The organism is Brevibacillus sp. MER 51, assembly GCF_023714195.1.
GTDB lineage: Bacteria > Bacillota > Bacilli > Brevibacillales > Brevibacillaceae > Brevibacillus.
Genome location: NZ_JAMAUS010000021.1, coordinates 40,818 through 63,911 on the forward strand (window position 1 = coordinate 40,818; position 23,094 = coordinate 63,911).

General features: G+C 47.3%; 27 protein-coding genes. 17 read left to right on the forward strand and 10 right to left on the reverse strand.

Annotation, left to right across the window (positions count from 1 at the left end):
• Positions 1-217: 217 nt before the first annotated feature.
• From M3630_RS27515 to M3630_RS27535, 5 genes are all read right to left on the reverse strand, one after another.
• Positions 218-841, reverse strand: coding sequence for a DUF6143 family protein (locus tag M3630_RS27515; RefSeq protein ID WP_251254207.1), 624 nt, complete (start codon positions 839-841; stop codon positions 218-220).
• Between the two features lie 125 nt (positions 842-966).
• Positions 967-1,602: a hypothetical protein gene (locus M3630_RS27520; protein ID WP_251254208.1), complete on the reverse strand. Its 636-nt coding sequence runs from the start codon at positions 1,600-1,602 to the stop codon at positions 967-969.
• 12 nt (positions 1,603-1,614) lie between these two features.
• On the reverse strand, positions 1,615-2,745 hold the full coding sequence (locus M3630_RS27525; protein WP_251254209.1) for a DUF4179 domain-containing protein: 1,131 nt from the start codon (positions 2,743-2,745) through the stop codon (positions 1,615-1,617).
• Entirely contained in the window at positions 2,714-3,283 is a 570-nt protein-coding gene (locus M3630_RS27530; RefSeq protein WP_251254210.1) for an RNA polymerase sigma factor, read from the reverse strand. The genes M3630_RS27525 and M3630_RS27530 overlap by 32 nt, the downstream gene beginning before the upstream one ends.
• A 133-nt stretch (positions 3,284-3,416) precedes the next feature.
• A complete protein-coding gene (locus tag M3630_RS27535; protein ID WP_173609034.1) occupies positions 3,417-3,791 on the reverse strand; it encodes a DUF423 domain-containing protein in 375 nt (124 codons plus the stop codon).
• Between the two features lie 197 nt (positions 3,792-3,988).
• Between M3630_RS27535 and M3630_RS27540 the strand changes: the two genes are divergently transcribed.
• Together M3630_RS27540 and M3630_RS27545 are read left to right on the forward strand one after the other, a co-directional pair.
• A complete protein-coding gene (locus M3630_RS27540) occupies positions 3,989-4,171 on the forward strand; it encodes a hypothetical protein (protein WP_173609033.1) in 183 nt (60 codons plus the stop codon).
• Between the two features lie 134 nt (positions 4,172-4,305).
• Positions 4,306-5,727: a SpoVR family protein gene (locus M3630_RS27545; protein WP_232773599.1), complete on the forward strand. Its 1,422-nt coding sequence runs from the start codon at positions 4,306-4,308 to the stop codon at positions 5,725-5,727.
• A gap of 68 nt (positions 5,728-5,795) precedes the next feature.
• Here the strand turns inward: M3630_RS27545 and M3630_RS27550 are convergent, their stop codons facing one another.
• The 3 genes from M3630_RS27550 to M3630_RS27560 all read right to left on the reverse strand — a co-directional run bounded on the left by M3630_RS27550 (position 5,796) and on the right by M3630_RS27560 (position 8,129).
• Positions 5,796-6,161: a hypothetical protein gene (locus M3630_RS27550; RefSeq protein WP_251254211.1), complete on the reverse strand. Its 366-nt coding sequence runs from the start codon at positions 6,159-6,161 to the stop codon at positions 5,796-5,798.
• Between the two features lie 474 nt (positions 6,162-6,635).
• Positions 6,636-7,403, reverse strand: coding sequence for an SDR family NAD(P)-dependent oxidoreductase (locus tag M3630_RS27555; RefSeq protein ID WP_251254212.1), 768 nt, complete (start codon positions 7,401-7,403; stop codon positions 6,636-6,638).
• Positions 7,404-7,427: 24 nt separating this feature from the next.
• Entirely contained in the window at positions 7,428-8,129 is a 702-nt protein-coding gene (locus M3630_RS27560) for an SDR family oxidoreductase (protein ID WP_173609029.1), read from the reverse strand.
• Between the two features lie 201 nt (positions 8,130-8,330).
• Here M3630_RS27560 and M3630_RS27565 point away from each other — a divergent pair, with 201 nt between their 5' ends.
• The 4 genes from M3630_RS27565 (at position 8,331) to M3630_RS27580 (ending at position 12,571) form a co-directional block, all read left to right on the forward strand.
• Positions 8,331-9,263: a 3-hydroxyacyl-CoA dehydrogenase family protein gene (locus M3630_RS27565; RefSeq protein WP_251254213.1), complete on the forward strand. Its 933-nt coding sequence runs from the start codon at positions 8,331-8,333 to the stop codon at positions 9,261-9,263.
• Positions 9,264-9,504: 241 nt separating this feature from the next.
• Complete coding sequence (locus M3630_RS27570; protein WP_251254216.1) at positions 9,505-11,484, forward strand: methyl-accepting chemotaxis protein; 1,980 nt, start codon at positions 9,505-9,507, stop codon at positions 11,482-11,484.
• A 114-nt stretch (positions 11,485-11,598) separates the two neighbouring features.
• The gene (locus tag M3630_RS27575) at positions 11,599-12,135 is read left to right on the forward strand and encodes a GNAT family N-acetyltransferase (RefSeq protein ID WP_251254217.1); all 537 of its coding nucleotides are present in this window, start codon (positions 11,599-11,601) and stop codon (positions 12,133-12,135) included.
• Positions 12,136-12,229: 94 nt separating this feature from the next.
• Positions 12,230-12,571, forward strand: a complete 342-nt coding sequence (locus tag M3630_RS27580; protein WP_251254219.1) for a GRAM domain-containing protein — start codon at positions 12,230-12,232, stop codon at positions 12,569-12,571.
• 68 nt (positions 12,572-12,639) lie between these two features.
• On the opposite strand, the gene M3630_RS27585 is transcribed toward M3630_RS27580, so the two are convergent.
• Positions 12,640-12,909 (reverse strand): hypothetical protein, encoded by a 270-nt coding sequence (locus M3630_RS27585; protein ID WP_064201727.1) that lies wholly within the window; start codon positions 12,907-12,909, stop codon positions 12,640-12,642.
• 167 nt (positions 12,910-13,076) lie between these two features.
• Here M3630_RS27585 and M3630_RS27590 point away from each other — a divergent pair, with 167 nt between their 5' ends.
• The 11 genes from M3630_RS27590 to M3630_RS27640 all read left to right on the forward strand — a co-directional run bounded on the left by M3630_RS27590 (position 13,077) and on the right by M3630_RS27640 (position 22,346).
• Entirely contained in the window at positions 13,077-13,298 is a 222-nt protein-coding gene (locus M3630_RS27590) for a hypothetical protein (protein WP_251254220.1), read from the forward strand.
• A 37-nt stretch (positions 13,299-13,335) separates the two neighbouring features.
• Complete coding sequence (locus tag M3630_RS27595) at positions 13,336-13,632, forward strand: hypothetical protein (protein WP_251254221.1); 297 nt, start codon at positions 13,336-13,338, stop codon at positions 13,630-13,632.
• 103 nt (positions 13,633-13,735) lie between these two features.
• The gene (locus M3630_RS27600) at positions 13,736-14,437 is read left to right on the forward strand and encodes a TerC family protein (RefSeq protein WP_173609022.1); all 702 of its coding nucleotides are present in this window, start codon (positions 13,736-13,738) and stop codon (positions 14,435-14,437) included.
• A 2-nt stretch (positions 14,438-14,439) separates the two neighbouring features.
• Positions 14,440-15,312, forward strand: a complete 873-nt coding sequence (locus M3630_RS27605; protein ID WP_251254223.1) for a LysR family transcriptional regulator — start codon at positions 14,440-14,442, stop codon at positions 15,310-15,312.
• 180 nt (positions 15,313-15,492) lie between these two features.
• Positions 15,493-16,560 carry an AbrB family transcriptional regulator gene (locus M3630_RS27610; RefSeq protein WP_251254225.1) on the forward strand — a complete coding sequence of 356 codons (1,068 nt, stop codon included), beginning with the start codon at positions 15,493-15,495 and terminating at the stop codon, positions 16,558-16,560.
• Between the two features lie 201 nt (positions 16,561-16,761).
• Entirely contained in the window at positions 16,762-17,796 is a 1,035-nt protein-coding gene (locus M3630_RS27615; RefSeq protein WP_251254227.1) for a Bug family tripartite tricarboxylate transporter substrate binding protein, read from the forward strand.
• A gap of 81 nt (positions 17,797-17,877) precedes the next feature.
• The gene (locus M3630_RS27620; RefSeq protein WP_173609018.1) at positions 17,878-18,339 is read left to right on the forward strand and encodes a tripartite tricarboxylate transporter TctB family protein; all 462 of its coding nucleotides are present in this window, start codon (positions 17,878-17,880) and stop codon (positions 18,337-18,339) included.
• A 12-nt stretch (positions 18,340-18,351) separates the two neighbouring features.
• Complete coding sequence (locus M3630_RS27625; RefSeq protein WP_173609017.1) at positions 18,352-19,875, forward strand: tripartite tricarboxylate transporter permease; 1,524 nt, start codon at positions 18,352-18,354, stop codon at positions 19,873-19,875.
• Between the two features lie 15 nt (positions 19,876-19,890).
• Positions 19,891-20,673, forward strand: coding sequence for a class I SAM-dependent methyltransferase (locus tag M3630_RS27630; protein WP_251254229.1), 783 nt, complete (start codon positions 19,891-19,893; stop codon positions 20,671-20,673).
• A gap of 235 nt (positions 20,674-20,908) precedes the next feature.
• Positions 20,909-21,361, forward strand: coding sequence for an Lrp/AsnC family transcriptional regulator (locus tag M3630_RS27635; protein ID WP_251254230.1), 453 nt, complete (start codon positions 20,909-20,911; stop codon positions 21,359-21,361).
• Positions 21,362-21,380: 19 nt separating this feature from the next.
• Positions 21,381-22,346, forward strand: coding sequence for an EamA family transporter (locus M3630_RS27640; protein ID WP_251254231.1), 966 nt, complete (start codon positions 21,381-21,383; stop codon positions 22,344-22,346).
• A 27-nt stretch (positions 22,347-22,373) separates the two neighbouring features.
• On the opposite strand, the gene M3630_RS27645 is transcribed toward M3630_RS27640, so the two are convergent.
• Positions 22,374-23,093 (reverse strand): response regulator, encoded by a 720-nt coding sequence (locus tag M3630_RS27645; protein WP_251254233.1) that lies wholly within the window; start codon positions 23,091-23,093, stop codon positions 22,374-22,376.
• Position 23,094: the final 1 nt, after the last annotated feature.

A 23,094-nucleotide genomic window follows, 5' to 3' on the forward strand; every position in this document is an offset into this window, starting at 1 on the left:
AAGGTTTGACAATCGAAAGTGAATGTGATACTATTATATTGGAGATAAAATAGCTATATATTATCAATTGACCGACAGACCAATTCTCATTTTATCATGTGATAATTGGCTTTTCAACATGGTATAGGAAAAATACAAAGTGAAATGACAGGGAACTCCTTTGGGGGTTCCCTTTTTTGTTGCGGTTAGACTTGTCCGCCAAGGATTCCGGCGAGAGCTACCCATATACGGGTTGTTCCCACCAGTCTATTGAAAAGTAAAAGGATGTTATCTCACCTGCGTTTGGAACGCGAGCGATGAGAGCCATTCCAGGTCCGAGAATCCACTGTCCGCCAGGGGTCGCCTCAACGGTGGAGGAGGCCGGAATGATTCGCGTGGAGGTATGAATGTGATCAGAGAGTGTATCCGCCATACCAGCGCCATGCAAAAGTTGCCCTTGGGCGGTGGGACAAGACGGGAGTTGAACATAGCCGGAAGTCACTTGACGTGAGAGAGTCGTACCTGTGATTGAGGAACCTTTGCCAAACAAGAAATGTGCTTCTATCGGGTGCGGGGATGGATTCGTGATCATCCAGTGGTTGACAAATAAATGAACGCCGGAGCGTAATGGGTTCGACAAGGCAGCGATCCCGTGAGCTCCATTGCTCACTGTGATTTTATCCGATTGCCCCATGAAGTATTTGCATTGATCCGCCATCGACATCGCATACGGAATGTGAACACTCCGGCTCAGCTGTTCCGTAGCAGAAGGAGTGGGAAACGGATAGTACCCCATCTGCATGTAGACATCCGGTATTCCGCCAAAAAAGTACGAGGGGCGAGTATAGGAGGGCTTCGTCATGATTTCCTCTCCTTGTGTGTGGGGTAACTGCTAACCCTACAGCATATGGCAATCGTCCATGGAGGGTGTCAGGAAGCAAAAAACAGACACCATTGTAGCTGGTGTCTGAACGAGTTTGAAATGGATTACTTTTTCTGGCTAGGAAGACGAACGCGATGGTATTGCTCCAGGCGGCCGTCTGAGTCGATGGACAGTTCAATTTGCTCCTTCTCGGCTTTAAAAGTAATCCCGCCTAGCTCTCGTGTAAATCCGTTCGTATCTCCTGTTTCTATGAATTGGTTGCTAACGGTTTTAAACTGCTTCGTATTTTCGCTGCCAAGTATTTGGTTCATAAGCTCTTGTCCACGTTGCTGGTAGTAATCCTTTTGGCGGGACGCTACTTTCGCTGCGGGAAAGGGACCACCATGATAATGCAGCAAAATGCCTGTCGTGCTGTCGAATTGCATTTCGGCAAAACGTTTCCCTCTATCCGTTGCATTCCCTGTCTCATGCAGGGTAATCGTCCATACACCCCGAATGTCTCCTGACATAGACAGGGGAGACTTATGCATCCCCATGATTTTCCACGTTTTCAGCGAGGGCTCCACTTCAAGCAGCTTTTGAAAACTGGCCTCTACGAGAGCAGGTAATGATTCCAGCTTGCTTGCATCAATTGGCTGCGCGGTGGGAGCATGCCCCGAACTTACAGTCGCGACTCCTGTCAAACCGATAACAGCTGCCAACAATAAGCTGCCGATTGCTTGAAAAGGTTGTATTTTCATGGTCGATCTCCTTTACTGTAACGAAATTTTTACTGCTTTATCCGGTTCTGCTTCCCCGTTCATATGCGGGATTAATTGGATGTAAGCGGGTTTTTCCTTGAAGGAAACGATAAATTTTCGCGAAATCCCATTCTCGTCATAATCAGTGCTTTCCTCCTCAATATGAATTTCCTTACCATTGGGAGCGAGGAGAGTATAAGACGGCTCATATAGCTTGTCGTCAGGCGGAATTTCTTTTAGTACAACCGTTGTGGATACCGGCGTGAGTGTAACCTCTTTGACTTGAAATGCAAAATTACTCCGCAAGGTTTGGCTGATGTTAGGCGTGAGGGTCTTACTGTCAATCTTCGCAAACTGCTTCACAACAGGAAGTTTCAGGTTCCATGTGCTTTGTGCATTTTGATAGTCATATAACTGCGCCTGCATCGTAAACTGATCGGGCCAAGTTCCATTGAGGGTAATGGTAGTAACACCTGCAAACAAATAATCTTCCATCTGTTTGACCTTACTGCTCCAGCCAGCTCCAGTGCTATCTATGGGCTCAGCCAAGGTAAAATCCTTTAGCACGATTCTTTCTGCGATTTCCTTGGCGGCTGCTTTTTCGGTCGTTTTGGGCATCTGAATCAAATAGCCAATACCCAATTGTATCCCATCGTAAAATACTTCGTTGACCGTTATCGTAATGCCATTGACCACTGCGCTTTGGTTGACCGCGGTAATTAGCCCTTTTTCGTTGGCGATTTGTAGAGCATTTTCTTGAAACAGTTCAAAGACAGAGCTGATGACCGGTACATGCTTCAACTTTTCTGCCCATGTGGGTGAGGAAAATCCGAGCGCCAGAAGGGTGAAAAGCAGGAAGGACGCAACACTAGCAGAGGCCATGAAAATCTTTTTCATGCGGATACGGGAACCGGATGGCTGCTCTTGTGGCATGGTTGTGAATAAATTGCTTTTCATCCGTGCAACGGTTTCTTCGTCCGGGGTGTGTATTCCGTTTTCTCGTTCGAGCTGTTTGACGATGTCAATAAGCTCAGATGCGTTATAGGCCAGAGCCCCGTTGCGCAACTCCGAGTGAGGCGCCTCCAGCCACTTGGCAAAGCTCTCGATTTGTTCAGAAACAATCTCGTCTGAATTGCGCTTCATAAGAATCCTCCGATCCTCGTAGATTTCCTTTTACCTTTTCTAAGGCGCGATACAGGCGATTTTTTACGGCACTTTCGCCCATTTGCACGATTTGTGCGATCTCGGCAAAGGTACATTCACCGAAAAATCTAAGCATGATGATTTCCCGTTCGATCTCATTGATTTGCTGTAGGGCAGAAGTTAAATCGAGTTGAGTGGTTGCATACTCTGAATAGCAGGCAGACAAATTGGCAGAGAGAGAATCAAGCTCACATTCTCTCGGGCGCCGCTTTTGCTTGCGTTGTTCGTCCATGAGCGTGTACTTGGCAATCTGAAACAGCCAGGTGAAAAAAAGCGACTCTTCCCGAAAGCTGTCAAGCCGACTCATTGCTTTTAAGAAGGTTTGCTGTGTCAGATCCTCCGCTAGCAATTTCCCCACTTTGAATGAAAAATAACGGTAAATTCGCTTTACATAATGATCATAAATAGGAGCAAAGTCCTCTCGATTTTCTTTGGCACGCGAAATCCAGTACTTCTCATCAAAAGGTGTAGATTCCATTTTCTCCCTCCCTTCTTCAACAGAATTAGACGTCAAGCGTTGGAGAATCGACACAACTGGCTTTCGATTTTTTGCATAGAAAAAAGGCTGGGAGCAAGATCCCAACCTTTTGCAAGCATATGAACTCTTTCGTTTACGACACCGTTTTCCAGGCATGAATGGCAAGCAGCGCCCAGCCAGCGAGGAACAAAACTCCGCCAATCGGCGTAATCGCACCGAGAACCTTAATACCAGTCATCGCCAGCGTGTAGAGACTGCCGGAGAAGATCACGGTTCCGGCTGCAAAGCACCAGCCTGCCCAGACGAGGCCAGAAGAATCCGGGTACCACTTCAGCAATAGAGCAACCAGCACGAGAGCCAGCGCATGTGTCGTCTGATAGGTCACGCCCGTATGGAAAATGCCCAGCGAATATTCGTCCAGCTTTTCCTTCAGTGCATGTGCCCCGAATGCTCCCAACGCAACCGAAAGAAATCCACTGATACTGCCTAGCATCAAAAACAGCTTCATGAGTGCGTCACTCCTTTTTTCGCATAACCTGTACATCTGTCCGACCTCTATTTTATCGTAAAAAGGTAGGCATTGCCCAATTGTAATTTGGTGAACACGCCTTGGACTACCATACAAGCCGCTTGTCAACCTCCTACATAGAGTAAAGTATCGCAGTGGCAACGCTTACAGGCTACTGCGACGGGAGGTGACGTAATATGAACAAATGGATTTCCAACGTAGGAGGGCTTCTTGGTGGCTACGCATTGTTGAAAGCGCCGCTGGAAGGTTCCTTCCTAACTGGGTTGGACCCGGTGGTGGATGGAGTTGGTCTGATCACTGTGGTCGTATTCGCGGGAGCTCTTATTTATTCTGGTGTACGCGACTGGTTCCAAGGCTAAGAAGGTAGGACAAAAAACAAATCAAGGGTGTCTCCAGTCGGAGATGCCTTTTTTCTTCGAAAGGCTGGCGTCTTTTAGCGCGCTCCCCCATATACATAAAGTAGACCGACGGCAAAAGGGGGAGGCGAAACGATTTGACCAACGACGAGCGAAAAGAACTGGAGCGATCCATTGACGAAATTACCGAGATCGCCAAAGGGTTCAATCTCGATTTTTACCCGATGCGATACGAGATATGCCCGTCTGACATCATTTATACATTTGGCGCGTATGGAATGCCCACCAGATTTTCTCATTGGAGTTTTGGGAAGTCCTTTTACAGGATGAAATTGCAGTATGACCTGAATCTGAGCAAAATCTACGAGCTTGTCATCAACTCCAATCCTTGTTACGCGTTTCTTTTGGATGGAAATTCCTTGATTCAAAACAAGCTTATTGTGGCTCACGTCCTTGCTCACTGCGACTTTTTCAAAAACAATGTGCGCTTCTCCAACACCAATCGGGATATGGTCGAAAGCATGGCGGCCAGCGGAGAGCGGATTCGCCAGTATGAGATCGAGTATGGCAAGGAAGCTGTGGAGAATTTGCTCGATGCGAGCTTGGCGATTCAAGAGCACATCGATCCGAGCTTGCTGCGTCCGAAGCTGCGTTGGAAACGAGAGCCAGAGGAGCCGAACAAAAAGACAAAGAACGAACGGCAATCCCCTTATGACGATCTCTGGGGACTGGACCGCAAGGCAAAAGAGGAAGCTGAGCCGGTAAAAGCACCACGCAAATTCCCTCCGGAGCCGGAAAAAGACCTGTTGCTGTTCATAATGGAATACAGCAATATCCTGGACGATTGGCAGCGGGATGTGTTGACGATCATCCGGGATGAGATGCTGTATTTCTGGCCGCAGATGGAGACGAAGATCATGAACGAAGGCTGGGCTACCTACTGGCATATGCGCATCCTGCGGGAAATGGAGCTGACAGAATCGGAGACGATCGAGTTTGCCAAGCTGCACTCCTCCGTTATTCAGCCTTCGACGACGAGCATTAATCCGTATCATTTGGGCCTGAAAATTTTGGAGGACATTGAAAAGCGCTGGGATAATCCGACGAAGGAAGAGCAGGAGCGTTTCGGACGCAAGCCAGGAGAGGGACGCGCGAAAATTTTCGAGGTGCGCGAGCTGGAGTCCGACATCAGCTTTATACGCAACTTCCTGACGAAGGAACTCGTCAGTGATCTGGATTTGTATATGTTCGGGAAGCAGGGCAACGATTGGGTTGTCGCGGAAAAGCAGTGGGAGAAGGTACGCGATGGTCTGGCGGGCACACGGGTTAACGGGGGATTCCCTTATGTACTCGTGCACGATGGGGATTACTTACGCTCCGGCGAGTTGTACTTGAAGCATCATTTCGAGGGGCTGGAGCTGGACGTCAAATACGTAGAAAAAACATTGCCTTACATCTATACCATGTGGGGAAAATCCGTTCACCTGGAATCGATGGTAGAGGATCGACAAGTATTGTTTACGTACGATGGCAAGAAAGTGCATCGCCGCTTTTTATAGGGAAAAGGCCGCATGCCCGGTGGAAGCTAACCGAGCGCGCGGCTTTTTCTATGTGTCCGAACTGCTTATTAAGTACATTTTTTCTCAACCTCCATCGCTTCGTCCAAAAAGGCTTGCCTTGCTTCTTTTACTAGGAAAACAATCAGGATGAAAACAAAGATGTAGGCAAAGTCGAGAAACCAGATAAGCCCCAAGGGGTGAGAAAGCATGGCACCTAGCATAGGTGACATCAACCCGCCCATTACTCCAGCCATTACTCCTTCAATAGAAGCGGTAAGAGAGATCATTTTCCCCGAGATAAACCCAACCACCATACCAATTGCGACAGCGATGATCATGCCATCCATACAGGCAAGCTCGGACCGATTTTTGTAGGTATAAAGGATACTGCTAACCGTCACTAAACTGAGAAAAATCATGTTAAGGAATAGCATATAATCCTCCTAATTCGCTGCTATTTTCCTTCTTCGCCTGCATCCACATCTGCAAAAGATCGTGCATCTATTGCCTCGACAAAGACATCTGTTAGCCACTTAGACCACCTCCTGCATTAACATATGAGGTGGTCTAAGAAAGTTGCCAGACTTCGGATTGGTATTTACACTAATTATTTGAAAATGGATTGAATTTTTTGTATGAATTTCAAACAATTGCCATTAATATAAGGAAGAAGACTGATGAATGAGGTGATACTATCAGAAAAATTCTCTTGGTTTTACTTCTTGGGCTGTTAGCATTCAGATTTTTCGATCTAGACGTTAGCATGGGAATAAATAGAAAGGTTTCAGTAGTCATCACAGTTGCGGTGGCTTTCTGGATGTTTTATTTGGACTATAAGGGTAGAGGAAAGAAAGGCCGCATGCCCGGTGGAAACTGATCGAGCGTGCGGCTTTTTCTATGTGTCCGAACTAGGACAACTGATCCGTAATTCCAATATGACTGCAGATCCCGCCGTCCATGGTGATACTCGCTCCATTGATGTACCCGCTATGCGGCCCGGCGAGATGATAAATCATCTGGGCGATTTCCATCGGCTGAGCTACCCGTTTCACCGGGCTTTTGGCAATGACCCGATTCATGTAATCCGAAATATCCTCCGGACGTACGCCCATTGCGGTATCCACATATCCGGGACAGATGGCATTGCAAGTAATTCCATGCTCTCCCCATTCCGCAGCAATTGTTTTTGTATAACCGATCATGCCATGCTTGGAAGCGACGTAGGTGGATGAATGTGCAGAGCCTAGCAAGCCCTGAATGGAAGCGATGTTTACGATCCTCCCGTAGCTCCTGTCTTTCATCTTGGGCAACAGGTTTCTGCAAAATAGGAATACACTCTTCAAGTTGGTATTCATGATCCAATCCCACTCTTCATCGGAGACTTCGTCGACTCGGTGGAATGGACCGCCAACTCCGGCATTGTTGACCAAGATAGTAATATCTCCGAAATGCGATTCTACTAGCTGGATGGCTTCCTCTACTTGCGTTCGTTGACCGACATCACAGCGAATGGACAAGGCCTGACCGCCTGCCTGATTAATTTCTTGGGCGACTAGCTGTGCCTTTTCTTCTTGTACATCAAGAACAGCGACACGTACCCCATGCTGAGCCAAAAGCTTTGCGGCTGCTGCCCCGATCCCATTGCCTGCTCCTGTGATGATTGCTACTTGCTGCATTTGTAAACTCTCCTTATTCATCTTTTAGAGAACGCCTTTAGGCGGAAGGATTTTGACTTCATCGATTCGAACGTGGAGGGGACGGGAGGCGATATCTAACACGGTATCCGCCACATCTTTTGGTACGAGCATCGCACTCGGATCAAAAAAATGACGCTCCTCTGTCATATTTGTATGAACGGCACCGGGAAAAATGGTGGAGACTCTTACATTGTCGTTTTTCCATTCTTCATTGCAAATTTGGGAAAAGCCTTGGACGGCAAATTTCGAAGCTCCATAAACACCGTTTTCCGCAATGGGAATATACCCTGAGACACTAGAGATATTGATGATACGGCCTCCGTGAGCTTTCATTACCTTGTATCCTTCGCGGCTGCAAAGAAAGAGTCCCGTTACATTGGTGCGAAAAACATGCTCCCATTCATCTACGCTTGTTTGTTCGACAGGTTTAAACACGCCGACTCCTGCATTGTTGACAAGGACATCTAAACGTCCGTATAACCTTTGTACTTGCGCAAATAAGGCAAGGACACTTTGCTCGTCAGTCACGTCTAGCTGTACATTCGTCACACTTCCCGGCTCAGCTTGTGCAATTTCGTTCGGATGAGGCGCGGTTCGAGAGGTTGCCCAAACGATCGCTCCTTCTTTTGCCAAAACATTTGCCATCTCAAGACCCAATCCTTGACTGGCTCCTGTGATGACCACGATTTTATTCAGTAGTTTCATGTGTGCCTCCGTATATAAAACGTCCATTCCAATAACGGGGTTTACTAAACGTTTTTTAATGGTACAAAACTTTATTCCTGCCAACAAGCGCCATAGGAATGAATTTCGATAAAAGTAGTAGGAGTTTATTGGGCAGGAACTAGGTATTTCATCGTGGAAAGCTTTGTAAGTAAACCTAATTCACCCTGGGGGGCTCTTTCTATGGAAAAGCATGCGGCTGTTATCGGATCAGGTGTTATGGGACATGGAATCGCGCAGCTATTCGCTTTGGCTGGTTTTCGTGTTTCTCTTTACGATTTGCAGGAAGAGTTTTTGCTGAAAGCGAGAGCAAGCATTGAGCACAGCCTTTCCCTTCTGGTTGCAGAGGGAGTGATTGCAGACGAGTCTAAAGTAGCAGCGCTCGAGCAAATCGTCCTGACCACGGATTTGCAAGAGGCAGTATCTGCTGCTGAAATCATCACAGAAGCGGTACCAGAAGTCATCGAGCTAAAGTGGGAGCTGTTTGAAAAGCTGGAGCAATACGCGAGACCAGATGCGATTATTGCTTCCAATACGTCTACGTTTTCGATTGCGCGACTGATCGAAAAAGCAACCACGCCTCAGCGCTTTATCATTACACATTTTTTCAATCCAGCCCAATTGGTTCCGTTGGTCGAGGTGGTCAGGCACGAGAAGACCGCGGAGGAAGTGGTTCAAAAAACGATACAACTGATGGAAGAGATCGGGAAGTCTCCGGTTTTGTTGAAAAAGGATGTACCGGGTTTTATCGCCAATCGGCTGCAAACAGCTTTGATGAGAGAAGCTTTTCATTTGCTCGCAGAAGATGTGGCAGATGCAGCCCAGATCGATACGGTAATGAAGAACGGAATTGGCTTTCGTTGGGCTTTCGTCGGGCCTATTGAGACGGCGGATTTAGGTGGACTCGATACGTGGAAGCGCGTGATGGATAACCTGGCGCCAGAGCTGAATGGCTCGACAAAAGCACCCGCCATCATTGAGGAACGAGTAGCAGAAGGCAATCTCGGCACCAAGACCGGAGCAGGTATTTACTCGTATAAGGATGCATCTGTCTCAGAAAAGCTGCGTGTACGTGACGAACAGTTTATCCGTTTAGCGAAAATGAAGCGCGTTTGAAGTAACTTACAATAAATTTCGCTACTAAATAGCAGTCAATACCGACCGTCCTGTCTATCGTACGTAAGCAGGGCGGTTTTTCTATGTACTTGGGGGCGGTATAATCCCCGCTTTTTATACCTATTACAGTTCTATATATTTTTTGCTTAATTAACCAACCTTCGTTACCGATATAAAAAATTAGGACTTCACCAACATGAAACGTTTCCCTAAATACAACTTAGAAAGAAGATGAAATGAAGTGAAAGTTGACTTGCGAAATTGGTTTCGAAGCTATCGAACCAAACTCATCATCACATTTCTCTTGATTCTGTTAGTCCCTTCCCTTGTCGTTGGAAGCCTGGCTTACAATCAAGCGAAACAAGAAATTGCCAAACAGATCATGGATAGTGCCAACGAAAACGTCGATTTGGTCAACTCCATCGTCAGCAGTACGTTTGAGGGCAAAAAGAAGGATGCTGACTATTTGGCTAAAGATATCACACCTGGCGTGAAATCAGCTGATGTTCAAAAAGAAATCATGCACCATTTGGATATGTATATGGGTATGCATGCGGACGTGTCCAGTATCAGCTTGGGAACAGTTGACGGACAATACTTCCGCGCTCCCAAGCAAGAAGTACAGGCAGGGTTTGATCCGCGTACGAGAGACTGGTACAAGAGAGCGATGGAAAACAAGGGAACTGTCGTCGTTACGGACCCATATATTTCGGCGGTATCAGGTGAGGTTTTAGTAGCGGTAGCAAGAACGACGGAGGATGGCGCTGGGGTTATCTGCATTACAGTTGGGATTGAGCAGATCAAACAACTGGCAAACTCAGTCAGCATTGGTTCGGACGGAGATGTCATCGTAGTGGACAGCAATAAGAAGTATGTCGTCCACCCGGAAAATCAGGCAGGAACTGTGGCACAAGAGAGTTTTTACGACAACTTGTACCAAGGAGAAACAGGTCATTTCAATTACGAGGAGCAAAGCATCCCGAAACAGATTTACTATGTAACGAATCCGGCTACTGGCTGGAAAATTGCTGGTTCGATGTACTTATCAGAGGTTGAGGATGCTGCACAGCCGATTTTCGCGCAAACGTTTTGGACGATTACGATCTGCTTGCTGCTGGGAGCACTCATTGTAGCAGCTGTACTGCGTTCTCTTCTCCGGTCCATCCAGGAAGTGAAGGTACATGCGGTTAGAGTGAGCCAAGGTAATTTGACTGACCCGATTAAAGTACGGTCAACTGATGAAATCGGTGAGCTCGGCCATGCGTTTAATACGATGCAGGATAACCTGCGGGCGCTCATCTCAGATGTCGAGACTAGAGCAGAGCAAGTAGCCGCGTCTTCGGAGCAATTGACTGCGAGCGCGCAGCAGACGAGCATTGCAACCGAGCATGTAACGACTGCTGTTCAGGAGGTAGCTGGCAGCGCGGAACAACAAACAAGCGGAATCGACCAAAATGTGCGCTCACTGCAGGACATTGCGGAAGGGGTCACACGGATTGTAGAGAGTGTCAATGTGTTGTCGGATACTGCTCAGCAAACGACGGTTCAGGCAGAAGAAGGTGGCAGCTTTGTCGAACAGGTCATGAGTCAAATGAAGTCGATTCATGAATCAGTAGAACAGTCTGATCGCATGACCAAATCGCTCTATGATCGTTCGAAAGAAATTGGGACGATTTCGGATGTCATCAGCGGGATTGCCCAGCAGACGAATTTGCTGGCATTGAATGCAGCGATTGAAGCGGCACGGGCTGGTGAGCATGGCAAAGGCTTTGCGGTTGTAGCTACAGAGGTGCGACTGTTGGCTGAGCAATCACAATTGTCGGCTAAGCAAATTTCTGAATTGATCACAGAGATTCAACGGGAAACTAAGCAATCCGTCGACAACATGGAAAAAGTCAGAATGGATGTTGAAGCAGGCTTGAACGTTTCAGAGGAGACGATTCACAAGTTTGAAGGCATTATGGAAAGCACCAGAATGACCAACCCACATATCGCAGAAGTATCCTTGATCGCACAGCAAATCTTGGCTGCTGTTCAGGAAGTAACTGCGACAGCCAATGTGCTCGTCACCATCGCGAAAAGCAACGCCGAAACAGCCGAGGAAGTAGCAGCCTCTACCGAGGAGCAGCTCGCCTCCATGCAAGAGATCTCATCCTCCGCTCAATCCTTGTCGTCACTGGCGGAAGAGCTGAAAGTATTGCTCAATAAGTTTACCTATTAATCTGTGTCCGAAAACAAACGAAGCGCCCTGTCTCTTGCAAACGAGGAGGGCGTTTTGCTGTATAGATGTGATACCATATTGGCAACACAAGCGATATGGGAGGAGATGTGAACGATGAACATGAGGATCAGAATAGAACAAGTAGATGATTATTCCGTTACTGAACAGGTCGTAAAAAGTGCATTCGCGAATGCTGAGTTCAGCGATCGCAAAGAACATGAATTGGTGTCTCGCATCAGAAAATCGGATGCATTCATCCCCGCGTTATCTCTAGTCGCGATTGATGATGAGAATCAAAAGATCGTGGGACATATTCTTCTCTCGAAAATAAACATTCGCAATGACAATCAGAGCATAGAGTCACTCGGGCTTGCCCCAGTGTCAGTCCTGCCCGATTACCAAAGCAAAGGCATAGGAAAGAAACTAATTCTCGAAGCCCTCCAAAAAGCCAAAGAACTGGGATACCAATCTGTTGTCGTCCTCGGGCATCCCGAATATTACCCGAAGTTTGGCTTCCAAAAAGCCTCCCGTTGGGGAATAAAAGCACCTTTCGAAGTACCAGATGAAGTATTTATGGCATTGGAGCTGCAAGAAAATGCCTTGGCCAATGTTTCTGGAGTTGTTGAATACTCTCGTGCATTTTTTGAATAGGTAGGGATCGTTAATGATTCCTAATTATGGTACTATGAATTGCCTACCAATTCGAAAAAAAATGGAATCGCATGTCGGAGGGAAAAAAGAAGCAATGGAACTCAGGGGAAACGAATCGATCGTGCAAGAGAATATAGCGGCAAACCTATTCAGAGGAATGGAAGGAGTAGGTGGGAGGTTAACGATTACGAGTGAAAGACTCTATTTTCAACCACACAGTCTCAATATTCAAACACAGCCTCTCGAATTAAACTTGAATGATATTGCATCCGTTGAAAAGCGAAATACACTATTCGTGATCCCAAACGGAATGAAAATCAAGATGCATAACGGACAAGAGCATAAATTTGTTGTATGGAAACGAGCGGAGATCATCGAAATCATTCAGGATACAAAAATGAAGCAAAAAATGAAGGTAATCATTAAGACGAGGTAAGCGGCCCGTTCAATAAAAATCGCCCTGTCACAAGCAATACCTGAGCTGAGCAGGGCGATTCCCTCATCTTACAAATTTCTTGCAATGTGCGGTTTGCTATAATGACTGGTACCCCCACCGCCAACCAAAACTCTTCCACCTTGTCTGAAGATGAGCAATTTCCTAGATCCATCTGAGAGCAGTACTGTGACTTTAGCCCGATTCGCTGTTGCAATATAAATAACGTAACCACTTCGGGAGATTACCGTACGCCAGTTGCGATCGAATTCAGAGCGCAGAACCCGATTGGAATACACTTGGTTTTCTACGCGTCTCGCGGTGATTCTTTTGTTTTTCATCGAGTAACAACACCTCCTGTCAATCTATCCTATTCATGGAAGAGAAAAAGGAATGGACAAGAGGTGTAGGCGATTTTACTATTTTCGTTGCAACCATACAGGAAAGGTTCTATGATAACACCAAGGACGGTATTCATTGTAAGAGCCATAAAAAGGAGTGAAAGACAATGGCAAAAAGCCCAGCACGCAAGCAACGGGAAAAGCTGGCCCGTGAAGGCAAAAGAAACCCGGAGCTCAACAGAAGCATTTTCGCATTCGCTGATATGAGACAACGGACGACGAAGACCCGAGCAGAAAAACTGAATCAACAGAAACACAAAAGGTCGTTATCCTACCAAAGTGATGATGGCCTTTTTTGTTTGCGTGCGAAGCTTGCTGCAATCGTTTAACATAAAGTCATCCCGTACCAAAGTGAGGCATGACATCATGAATAATACCATTCACCCAGAATGCGCGAGAGCCATTCAACATCTCCTCCAACTGAAGGACCCAAAACGCGAAGATTTTCTGGCGCTGAAAACGTACGGAAATGACCGTTATTCGACTATGGGATGGGAGGAGCTACAGATGTACATCAATGAAAAGACCGTCATCATTGTCGAGCAGTTTGAAAATGAACAAAATATTATGTCTGCCCTGCGCTGGGTAGCGAGAGGGTTGCCAGTCTGGCTAGCAATTCGAAAAGTGCGGGCGGATTATTCGGTGTATGGATACAAGAAGTAGTCTGTCTTTCAAAAAAAATATATGCAAATAATAGAAATAATACTGCACGAAGGAAAAGATAGGTCTATTATTGTCAGTATTAGCAATTTTGGAGGGAGACATCATGACAGATTACTTACTTAGCTTACTACAAATTATTATGATCAACCTGGTGTTGAGCGGAGACAATGCAGTCGTAATTGCTCTTGCCTGCCGCAATCTGAGCCCAGAGCTGCAGAAAAAAGCTACTTTTTGGGGGAGCTTCGGTGCAATTGGATTGCGAATCATCCTTACCTTCATTGCCATCTGGCTGTTGAAAATTCCGTTTGTCCAGGTCGTCGGAGGGCTTTTGCTGATCTGGATTGCGGTCAAGCTGTTAAAAGGTGAAGATGAGGACAGTCACATTGGTGGGGGAGCGAGTTTTGTTGAGGCACTCAAAACCATTATTTTTGCCGATCTGATTATGAGTCTGGACAACGTCATCGCTGTAGCCGGAGCAGCGAACGGGAACCTGGTTTTGGTCATCATCGGACTTGCCATCAGCATTCCGCTCATCATTTGGGGAAGCCAGTTGCTGATGAAGCTGATGAACCGTTTTCCCATCATCGTATTGTTGGGGGCGGCTTTGCTCGGATATACAGCAGGAGAAATGATTGTAGGAGACAAAGCAGTAGGCAGCTTCCTCGAGGGGGTAATGCCTTCGCTGCATATGATTTTGCCGGTAGCATTGGCACTTCTGGTCATTGTGATTGGAAACTATTTGAAAAGAAAGGGGAAAAATGTATTAAATAAAGAAGTGACAAATAACCATGCGGAGACACTATAGCTATGGAATATCGAGATTGGTACATTCTCCAAACCTTGTACCAGGAACAAAACATTACAAAGACAGCCGAAAGCCTGTATTTGTCCCAGCCTGCGCTGACCAAAAGATTGCGGCAGATTGAAAAAGAATTTGGCGTACAGATCGTGCAACGGGGGAGCAGAGGTGTTCATTTCACTCCTCAAGGAGAGTATTTGGCCAAATGTGCGGATGAAATGCTCCTTAGACTGCGCAATATCAAGGAGCATGTCTTGAACATGGGCAACGAGGTCAATGGGACGCTCCGGTTGGGGGTTTCCAACTATTTTGCACGGTACAAGCTCCCGATGATCTTGAAAAAGTTCAAGGAAGCTTATCCAAATGTCGAGTACAAGGTAATGACCGGATGGAGCAAAGACGTCTACAAGTCCGTGTATAATCAGGACGTGCACGTAGGCTTCGTCCGGGGAAGCTACAACTGGTCCGATCAAAAGCACTTGCTGTTCGAGGAATCGGTCTATGTCGTTTCCACGGAACCTATTCATATCGACGACCTGCCCACTCTGCCACGAATCGACTATGAGACGGATCCCATGCTGCTGGCATTAGTGGACAGCTGGTGGACGGAACGATTTTCTCAACCACCGCTGATCGGCATGGAGGTCGACAAGGCGGATACATGTAGTGAAATGGTAGCAAACGGTTTGGGTTACGCCATCCTTCCACGAGGCGTGCTGAATGGCAAAGACGATCTGCACATGATCGAGCTGACCACAGCCGAGGGGGAGCCGATCAAGCGAAGTACCTGGATGTTTTATCATGCCGACTCAATGGAATTGCAAATGGTCAAGGCATTTGTGCGCTTCGTAGAGCAGGGTGAGATAGCATTCATCGATTAAGCAAGGAAAAAGGAACTGCTGGGAATTCCTGAATGGGAGCCAGCAGTTTTTATTATTCACACAAGGAATCGCCAACGATAACCATTTTGTATTTTTTCTGCGAGAACAATTGTTTTACACTAGGTGTACCCCCACCCTAGAAGCTTCATACAACGTCGGATAGTAGGAGAGGGAACGCTTATGCTGTTACGCATTTTGTTTACATTGCTGCTCGGGTCACTGGGTGGCTGGCTGTTTGCTACCATTCACAGCCCACTTCCTTGGCTGCTCGGAGCGCTAGTTATGACAGTGATCTGTAATATGCTTGGGGTCAAAAATCTTTGGATTCCCCGTTGGTTTCGTCAAGCGGGATTAACAGTAATCGGGATCACCCTGGGTCTGCGAATGACAGCTGAAATCGTCGAGACGATGACGGGACACATTGGTTTGATGCTCATCACCACGATTTTGACCATCTTGATCAGTTTGGTGAACGCTTGGATATTTTACAAGGTCTGCCGGGTAGACGGAATAACGGCGATCTTCAGCAATATTCCAGGTGGTTTATCGGAAATGGTGTCGGTGGGGCAAATGGCGGGAGGAAATCAACAAGTCATCACGATTTTTCACTCGATCCGTGCGATCAGCGTCGTGCTTTGTACCCCTTATCTAGTGACATTTCTACCTACGCATGCTGCCATACAGACGGCTACTACAGAACACATGCTGGGGATTGGGCAGACAGTTATGATTCTTGTGGCTGGTCTCATTGGAGCGTTGATTGCGTCACGCTGTTATATACCCGCTCCGTTCTTGCTAGGTGCCTTGCTCGTGACCGCTTTGATTTCGATGAATACATCGCTTGTGGGAGAGAGTCCTGCTTTGCCAAGCATCTTGGTCCAAGGAGCGCAAATATTCATCGGGGTCAGCATCGGTCTTGGTTTCAAACGAGAGGACATCGTCAAAAACCGTCGATTCTTTCTGTTCGGTCTCATGCATTCCCTGTTCTTGTTCGTCATGGTGATTGTGCTTGCCATCGGCATTTCTTACGTGTCTGCTACCGATATCGTGACGGCGATTTTGGCGACGGTGCCAGGTGGACTCGCCGAAATGAGCTTGACTGCCTTGGCGACAGGAGCCGATCCGCTCTTAGTGACGGCGTTTCATCTGTTTCGTTTGGTCCTTGTCCTTACGCTGTTTTCCTTCGGCGCTCGTGCATGGACGAACCGCCACAGCAGGATCAAACAGCCAAAGGAGACCAGCGCCTGAGACAGTATTACAGTCAAATTAATAGCAAGACCTGTACGTTCCCTGATCGGAACGGCAGGTCTTTTTGGTGTGAAAAAAATGAAAATAATCATAAATATAGCGTTTATCCAAATTATCTGAACAAACTAGGAAGCGTTTTCATCGGATGCTATGATCTCCTTACCATAATTGAAAACGCTATCAACAGAGGGGGTCATAAAGATGAAAAAATCAAACAAATGGACAAAGTGGAGCGGAGTACTCCTCACTACGGCAATGGCACTTAGCCTCGCAGCCTGTGGAGGCGGCGGTGGGCAGACGGCTTCCTCTGGAGGAGCTTCTACCTACCCGGAAAAACCTATCTCGGTTATCGCACCATCAGGCGCAGGCGGAGGCTTGGATAAAACAGCGCGTTCTCTCGCAAAGGTGATGTCAGCAACGAAGCTGGTAGACAAGACGATCTCGGTCGAAAACAAACCAGGTGGCGGACAGGCAGTAGGCTTGGCTGATTTTGTAACGCAGGACAAGAAAAACAACTACAAGCTCCTGCTTCCCTCTACACCAATCGTCATCAACAATGTGAAAAAAGAAGGAAACAGCCCGCATTCTTACAATGATATGACTCCGTTGGCACAATTGACGAAAGATTACGGCGCGATCGTAGTAGCTGCCGATTCTCCATACAAGGATCTGAAATCGTTAATGGATGCCATCAAAGCTGATCCAACCAAAGTAACGGTTGCAGGCGGTTCTGCTCCTGGCTCGCTTGATCACTTGACCTTTTTGATGCCTGCTGTTAAAGCGGGAATTGATCCGAAATCAGTGAAATACATCTCTTACGATGGCGGTGGGGAAGCGATCGCATCTCTCTTGGGTGGCAATGCTGATGTACTGGCTACAGATGTATCCGGTTCGGGTGAATACTTGAAATCCGGCAAAGTAAGAATCCTGGGTGTATCTTCCCCTGAGCGCTTGAAAGGTATGTTCAAGGACATCCCGACGTACAAAGAATCCGGTTATGACACGGAGCTGATCAACTGGCGCGGTGTATTTGGACCAAAAGACATGACGCCAGATGCTGTTGCTTACTGGGAGCAAAAATTGAAAGCGATGACAGAGACTCCTGAGTGGAAAGCAGAGCTGGATGCAAATGGCTGGGACGATGGCTACAAAAACGGTGCAGACTTCAAGAGCTACCTGGGTGAGCAAGAAAAAATGTTCAAGGAAATCCTGGGTTTGCTCGGAATGGCGAAATAAAAAGTTTTGCTGGGGGATGGAGAAGGAGCGATTCTTCTCCTCCTTCATTCTGGATTCTTGTACGAACAGGAGGGAACATACGTGAGCAAAACATTTGACCGCTTCGCCAGTCTGATTTTTCTTGTGTTGGGCGTAGCATTTGTGGTCGGGAGCCAAAACATCTCGGCGAGCGCTTACGGCAGCAATGTCGGACCAAACATTTTTCCGATGGGACTTGGAAGTCTTCTGATCCTGCTCAGCTTGCGATTATTTTATGAGACGTTCAAATACAAGCAAGAGGGCAAGAAAGAGAAGGAAAAGCTCGATTACAAACGGTTCCTCATTGTTCTTGTCGCGGCATTATTCTACGTATTGCTTATGGAGGAAATCGGCTACGTGATCAGCACCTTCCTGTTCCTTTTCGTTGGATTCCAGACGATGCAGAAAGGGAAATGGCTCAACAGCGTGATCATTTCCAGTGCGTTTTCGTTCGGTGTCTACTTGTTGTACGTGGAAGTTCTCGATGGCACATTGCCCGGTTTACCAACATGGTTAGGCTTGTAGGAGGTGGATGTAATGGGTGCGATTGACTATTTGCTGAACGGATTTGCCACTGCCCTGCAATGGCAAAATATCATCTTTGCGTTTGTCGGCGTCTTGATCGGGACAGTAGTCGGTGTATTGCCAGGGATTGGGCCAATCAGCGGCGTGGCCTTGTTGATTCCGGTGACAGCTTCGTTGACGAGTGGACTGCCACCAGAAGCAGCGGCGACCAGTGCCATTATTTTACTGGCAGGGGTATACTACGGAGCGATGTACGGTGGCTCTACCACTTCGATTTTGTTGAATACACCTGGTGAGTCATCTTCTGTCGTTACCGTACTGGACGGATACCCGATGGCGAAGCAAGGAAGAGCGGGAGTCGCTCTCTCCATTGCTGCGATTGGTTCTTTTTTTGCAGGGCTTGTCTCGCTTATCGGTCTGGTATTTTTGGCAGAGCCACTCTCAGAAGTAGCGCTCAAGCTCAGTCCGGCAGATGAGTTTTCGCTGATGATCCTGGGGCTATGTGCACTGAGCGGGCTGGCAGGCAAGTCCGTGACCAAAGCATTGATGATGACGGTTTTTGGCTTATTGATCGCGACGATCGGGCTGGACAATGTATCTGGCGTGGCGCGTTTTACCTTCGATATGCCTGAGCTATATTCCGGTTTGGAATTTTTGACGATTGCCGTAGGGGTATTTGCGCTTGGAGAAGTGTTCAAAACGATCCTAGAAAGGGATGTGAATGAGGGAGAGATCGCCAAAATCTCCCGAATCATACCGACCAAGGAAGACTTGAAGGAAAGTGCTGGACCGATTCTCCGTGGATCACTGGTTGGATTCTTTAAAGGTATTGTTCCTGGTTCTGGTGCAACACTGGCATCCTTCCTTGCTTATTTGCTGGAAAAGAAAATCAGTAAAACGCCTGAAAAATTTGGCAAAGGAGCAATCGCTGGGGTAGCGGCTCCAGAGTCAGCGAACAATGCAGCATCTGGCGGGGCGATGATCCCACTTCTGACCTTGGGGATTCCGGGTACAGGGACGACAGCGGTATTGATGGGCGCACTGATTATGTACAACGTGCAGCCAGGTCCGCTTTTGTTTGAAGACCATCCGAACATCGCTTGGGGCTTGATCGCCAGTATGTTCATCGGAAACGTGATGCTCTTGATCCTCAATATGCCGCTCGTAAAGGTGTTTGCGAAGCTGATTGAGACGCCGCCTAAATATTTGATCCCGATGATCGTTGCCATTTCCGTGTTCGGTGTTTACGCAGTCCGTGTCTCCGTTTTTGATCTGGTCTTGCTGCTCCTTTGTGGACTCGTGGGTTACTTTTTGGCGAAAAACGATTTCCCAATGGCTCCACTCGTTCTTGGCCTGGTCTTGGGTCCGATGATTGAAAACAATTTGCGACGCGCGCTGACGACGTCCAATGGTGATTTTTCTATCTTTATTCAAAAACCAGTTTCGCTAGTGTTTCTGATCATTGCGGTTCTCTGGATCACCGTTCCCTTGATCATGAAAATGAGAGGGAAGAAAGTAATCGTGAACGAAGAATAGAGGAGGGAGATTCTCATGCGCGATGACAAAAAGATCAAAGAGGAAGTCAAACAGCAGTTCGGTATGAATGCTGAAAAATATGTGAATAGCCAGACGCATGCTACGGGAGAGGATCTCTCTCTCCTCACGCCTTGGCTGAATCCTTCGCCAGATTGGGTGTTTCTTGATGTGGCAACGGGCGGCGGTCATCTTGCCAAGGCAATCGCTCCACATGTCGGTCAAGTCTTTGCGACTGATTTGACACAGCCGATGCTTGCAGCGGCGCGAAACCATCTGAGATCCCACACAAGCAATGTCTTCTATGTGGTTGTGGATGCGGAGGCACTTCCGTTTTTGAGTGAATCCTTTGATGCAGTCGGGTGCAGAATCGCGGCTCATCATTTCCCGAACCCAGAGGCGTTTGTAAAAGAAGTGGCCCGAGTCCTGAAGCCGGGTGGAAAATTCGTGCTGATCGACAATATCGCAGCAGAGGATGAAAAGCTCGATCGATTTGTAAATACGCTGGAGAAACTTCGGGATCACAGTCATGTACGAAGCTACTCACGGTCCGAATGGTTAACGTGGATCGAGCAAGAGGGATTGGTGGAGAGTCATTCGCGCATCCGTAAAAAGACGTTCCCGTATGCGACTTGGGTCAGACGTACGACTGAGACTGAGGAGCAGATTGAGCAAGTAACCGCCCATATCACTAGTGCTGATGAGGTAATCCAAGCCTACTTCGCGGTTGAAAAAGAAGGAGAGCAAGTCGTTTCCATTCAAGTTGATGAGTGGATGGCGTTGTTTGAGAAACCAGAATGATACGGACGATGTTTCCAAGCTGGTCCCCGCTTACAATCAAGCGGGGGCTTTTTCTTTTTTTGTATGGGTACCTAAGTAACGATTCGTAATGATAAAGAGGTTTTCGAGACGGTTTTTGGCATTATATTTTTAATTTTTTGCATCTGTATTTACTATTCGTTTGAATTCGGTCAATATAAAGTACAAATGGTCTATATGAAGGAAAATATGCTACTATAACCACAGGAGGTATGTGATGGATGAGGTTGACCTGAGAATTGTTCAATTGCTCGAGGAAAACGGAAGGATATCTCATGAGGAAATCAGCAAGCTGCTGCACATCTCGCGACCGGCTGTCCACCAACGGGTTGCCAAGCTTGAAAAGAATGGTGTTATCAAGGGATACCGTGGCATCATTGACTGGAGAAAATTAGAGCAAAGGCTCAAGGTATTGATCTTCGTCAAAGCAAGATGTCAGGACTTCAAAGAAATCACCGCAAAGATTATGAACGTTCAGGTACCGAACGTGACCATCATCGAATGCCAGCGGCTCGCTGGAGAGTGGTGCATGATGCTAAAAGTACGTGCGACGGCACCGGAAGATATCACTAATCTGATCGATGAAATGGTTCAGTATGACGAAATACTGGAAACCTCTACGACTTTCATCTTGTCGACGATCTACGAGGATGGTCGGAAAGAAATTTGACAACCAAGGTGGAAACACAATGACAGGAAATAAAGATTCGAAATTATTTGTCGTTACGATTGCGTTGCTAGCTGTTTACCTGTTTTGGGGAGGCACTTATCTTGGAATGAAGATCGCCATTGAGTCGATGCCACCCTTTATTATGGCGGGTGCGCGATTTTTTCTGGCGGGATCGATCCTGTTCCTGATTGGGCGTTGGAAAGGGGCAGACCTACCCAGTGTTGCAGAATGGAGAGGAGCGGGAATTGTTGGGGCGTTGCTGCTTCTCGGGGGTAACGGTGTAGTAGCATGGGCACAACTCAAGGTACCGTCAGCAATCGCGTCCTTGCTGATCGCTACGGTTCCATTATGGATTCTCGTTTTCAACTGGATCGGTGGCAGCAAGAAAAAGCCAACAGTTGGAGTCATGGGAGGAATCCTGTTTGGATTGGCGGGGATCGCTGTGATGGTTATCCATCCCGAGAGCACAAGCAATCAAGGGATCGATACCATTGGAATCTTGGCGCTCCTGTTTGCCTCAATCAGTTGGGCAGTGGGATCGCTGTATTCGCGCCATGCAAAGCTCCCAGCATCACCGGTAATGGCGACGGCCTTGCAAATGATCATCGGGGGAATTTTGTTGGGGATCGCGTCGCTGTTTCTCGACGATTGGACGAAGCTGCATCTATCGGAGATTACCCTTCGTTCCTGGATTGCCTTTGGCTACTTAGTTGGATTTGGTTCCATTGTCGCTTACACGTCGTACATTTGGCTTTTGAAAAATGCAGAGCCTTCCCTGGTCTCCACGTACGCTTATGTGAACCCGATTGTCGCAGTATTTCTAGGTTGGCTGATCGCTGATGAACAATTGACAAGCCAAACCTTGATTGCTGCTGTCATGATCATCGCATCCGTTGCCATCATCACGATGTTTCGGGAAAAGAGTCCAAGTGCGACACAACCGGTAGCAAGAAAAGAAAAAGGGAAGCTTCAGGTTCATAAATGAAGCTTCCCTTCTTTTTGCCATCGGGCATTATTTGGCCGTTTTTTGCGGAACCCAGCGGTATTTTCGTTCCGGACGCCCGACAGTTCCATAGAACGTCTCGACAGTCACTTCATTAATAGAGACGAGAAATTCGAGGTATCTGCGCACGGTCGAGTGACTCATGCCAGCCAGTGCAGCCAGATCATCGGCATTCATGCTTTGGGTGGTCTCCTGCATTTTGTCCCGGATTAGCTTTAATGTCAGCTTGTCGATGCCTTTCGGGAGCGTAGTGACAGTCTCAATGGTTTTGGCAGCAGGAGTGTGTGCGGCTTTCGTAAACAGCTTGTCCACTGCTGTCTGATCAATGGTTGTATGCTGCTGCAGCTGACGTCTCGTATTTGCATATTGCTCCAAGGTAGACATGAATTTATCGATCATAATCGGCTTGATGATGTAGCTATATGCACCGCCACGTATCGCTTCTCTCACGGTTTCCACATCGTTTGCGGCTGTGATCATCACGACATCGATCCCGCGAAAATGCTTCCTTACTTCACGCAACAGGTCAATCCCGTTCATATCCGGCAAATAAATGTCCAAGAGCAGCACATCTGGCGTAACGACGTGAAGCATCTCCAGCGCCTGTTTTCCGGTCGTGGCCGTGGCAATAATCTGGAATCCTTCCAGTTTACTTGTGAATTGTTCATAGATTCTAGCTGCAATTTCGTCATCTTCCACGATCATGACGGTAATAGGTTTCTCAGACATG

Coding starts and splice junctions, on each gene's coding strand:
- M3630_RS27625 (WP_173609017.1), top strand. CDS start 18,352: ATGGGTGCGATTGACTATTTGCTGAACGGATTTGCCACTGCCCTGCAA.
- M3630_RS27615 (WP_251254227.1), top strand. CDS start 16,762: ATGAAAAAATCAAACAAATGGACAAAGTGGAGCGGAGTACTCCTCACT.
- M3630_RS27530 (WP_251254210.1), bottom strand. CDS start 3,283: ATGGAATCTACACCTTTTGATGAGAAGTACTGGATTTCGCGTGCCAAA.
- M3630_RS27585 (WP_064201727.1), bottom strand. CDS start 12,909: ATGAAAAACAAAAGAATCACCGCGAGACGCGTAGAAAACCAAGTGTAT.
- M3630_RS27515 (WP_251254207.1), bottom strand. CDS start 841: ATGACGAAGCCCTCCTATACTCGCCCCTCGTACTTTTTTGGCGGAATA.
- M3630_RS27525 (WP_251254209.1), bottom strand. CDS start 2,745: ATGAAGCGCAATTCAGACGAGATTGTTTCTGAACAAATCGAGAGCTTT.
- M3630_RS27540 (WP_173609033.1), top strand. CDS start 3,989: ATGAACAAATGGATTTCCAACGTAGGAGGGCTTCTTGGTGGCTACGCA.
- M3630_RS27645 (WP_251254233.1), bottom strand. CDS start 23,093: ATGTCTGAGAAACCTATTACCGTCATGATCGTGGAAGATGACGAAATT.
- M3630_RS27605 (WP_251254223.1), top strand. CDS start 14,440: ATGGAATATCGAGATTGGTACATTCTCCAAACCTTGTACCAGGAACAA.
- M3630_RS27575 (WP_251254217.1), top strand. CDS start 11,599: ATGAACATGAGGATCAGAATAGAACAAGTAGATGATTATTCCGTTACT.
- M3630_RS27595 (WP_251254221.1), top strand. CDS start 13,336: ATGAATAATACCATTCACCCAGAATGCGCGAGAGCCATTCAACATCTC.
- M3630_RS27580 (WP_251254219.1), top strand. CDS start 12,230: ATGGAACTCAGGGGAAACGAATCGATCGTGCAAGAGAATATAGCGGCA.
- M3630_RS27550 (WP_251254211.1), bottom strand. CDS start 6,161: ATGCTATTCCTTAACATGATTTTTCTCAGTTTAGTGACGGTTAGCAGT.
- M3630_RS27560 (WP_173609029.1), bottom strand. CDS start 8,129: ATGAAACTACTGAATAAAATCGTGGTCATCACAGGAGCCAGTCAAGGA.
- M3630_RS27630 (WP_251254229.1), top strand. CDS start 19,891: ATGCGCGATGACAAAAAGATCAAAGAGGAAGTCAAACAGCAGTTCGGT.
- M3630_RS27565 (WP_251254213.1), top strand. CDS start 8,331: ATGGAAAAGCATGCGGCTGTTATCGGATCAGGTGTTATGGGACATGGA.
- M3630_RS27520 (WP_251254208.1), bottom strand. CDS start 1,602: ATGAAAATACAACCTTTTCAAGCAATCGGCAGCTTATTGTTGGCAGCT.
- M3630_RS27590 (WP_251254220.1), top strand. CDS start 13,077: ATGGCAAAAAGCCCAGCACGCAAGCAACGGGAAAAGCTGGCCCGTGAA.
- M3630_RS27535 (WP_173609034.1), bottom strand. CDS start 3,791: ATGAAGCTGTTTTTGATGCTAGGCAGTATCAGTGGATTTCTTTCGGTT.
- M3630_RS27635 (WP_251254230.1), top strand. CDS start 20,909: ATGGATGAGGTTGACCTGAGAATTGTTCAATTGCTCGAGGAAAACGGA.
- M3630_RS27555 (WP_251254212.1), bottom strand. CDS start 7,403: ATGCAGCAAGTAGCAATCATCACAGGAGCAGGCAATGGGATCGGGGCA.
- M3630_RS27640 (WP_251254231.1), top strand. CDS start 21,381: ATGACAGGAAATAAAGATTCGAAATTATTTGTCGTTACGATTGCGTTG.
- M3630_RS27600 (WP_173609022.1), top strand. CDS start 13,736: ATGACAGATTACTTACTTAGCTTACTACAAATTATTATGATCAACCTG.
- M3630_RS27610 (WP_251254225.1), top strand. CDS start 15,493: ATGCTGTTACGCATTTTGTTTACATTGCTGCTCGGGTCACTGGGTGGC.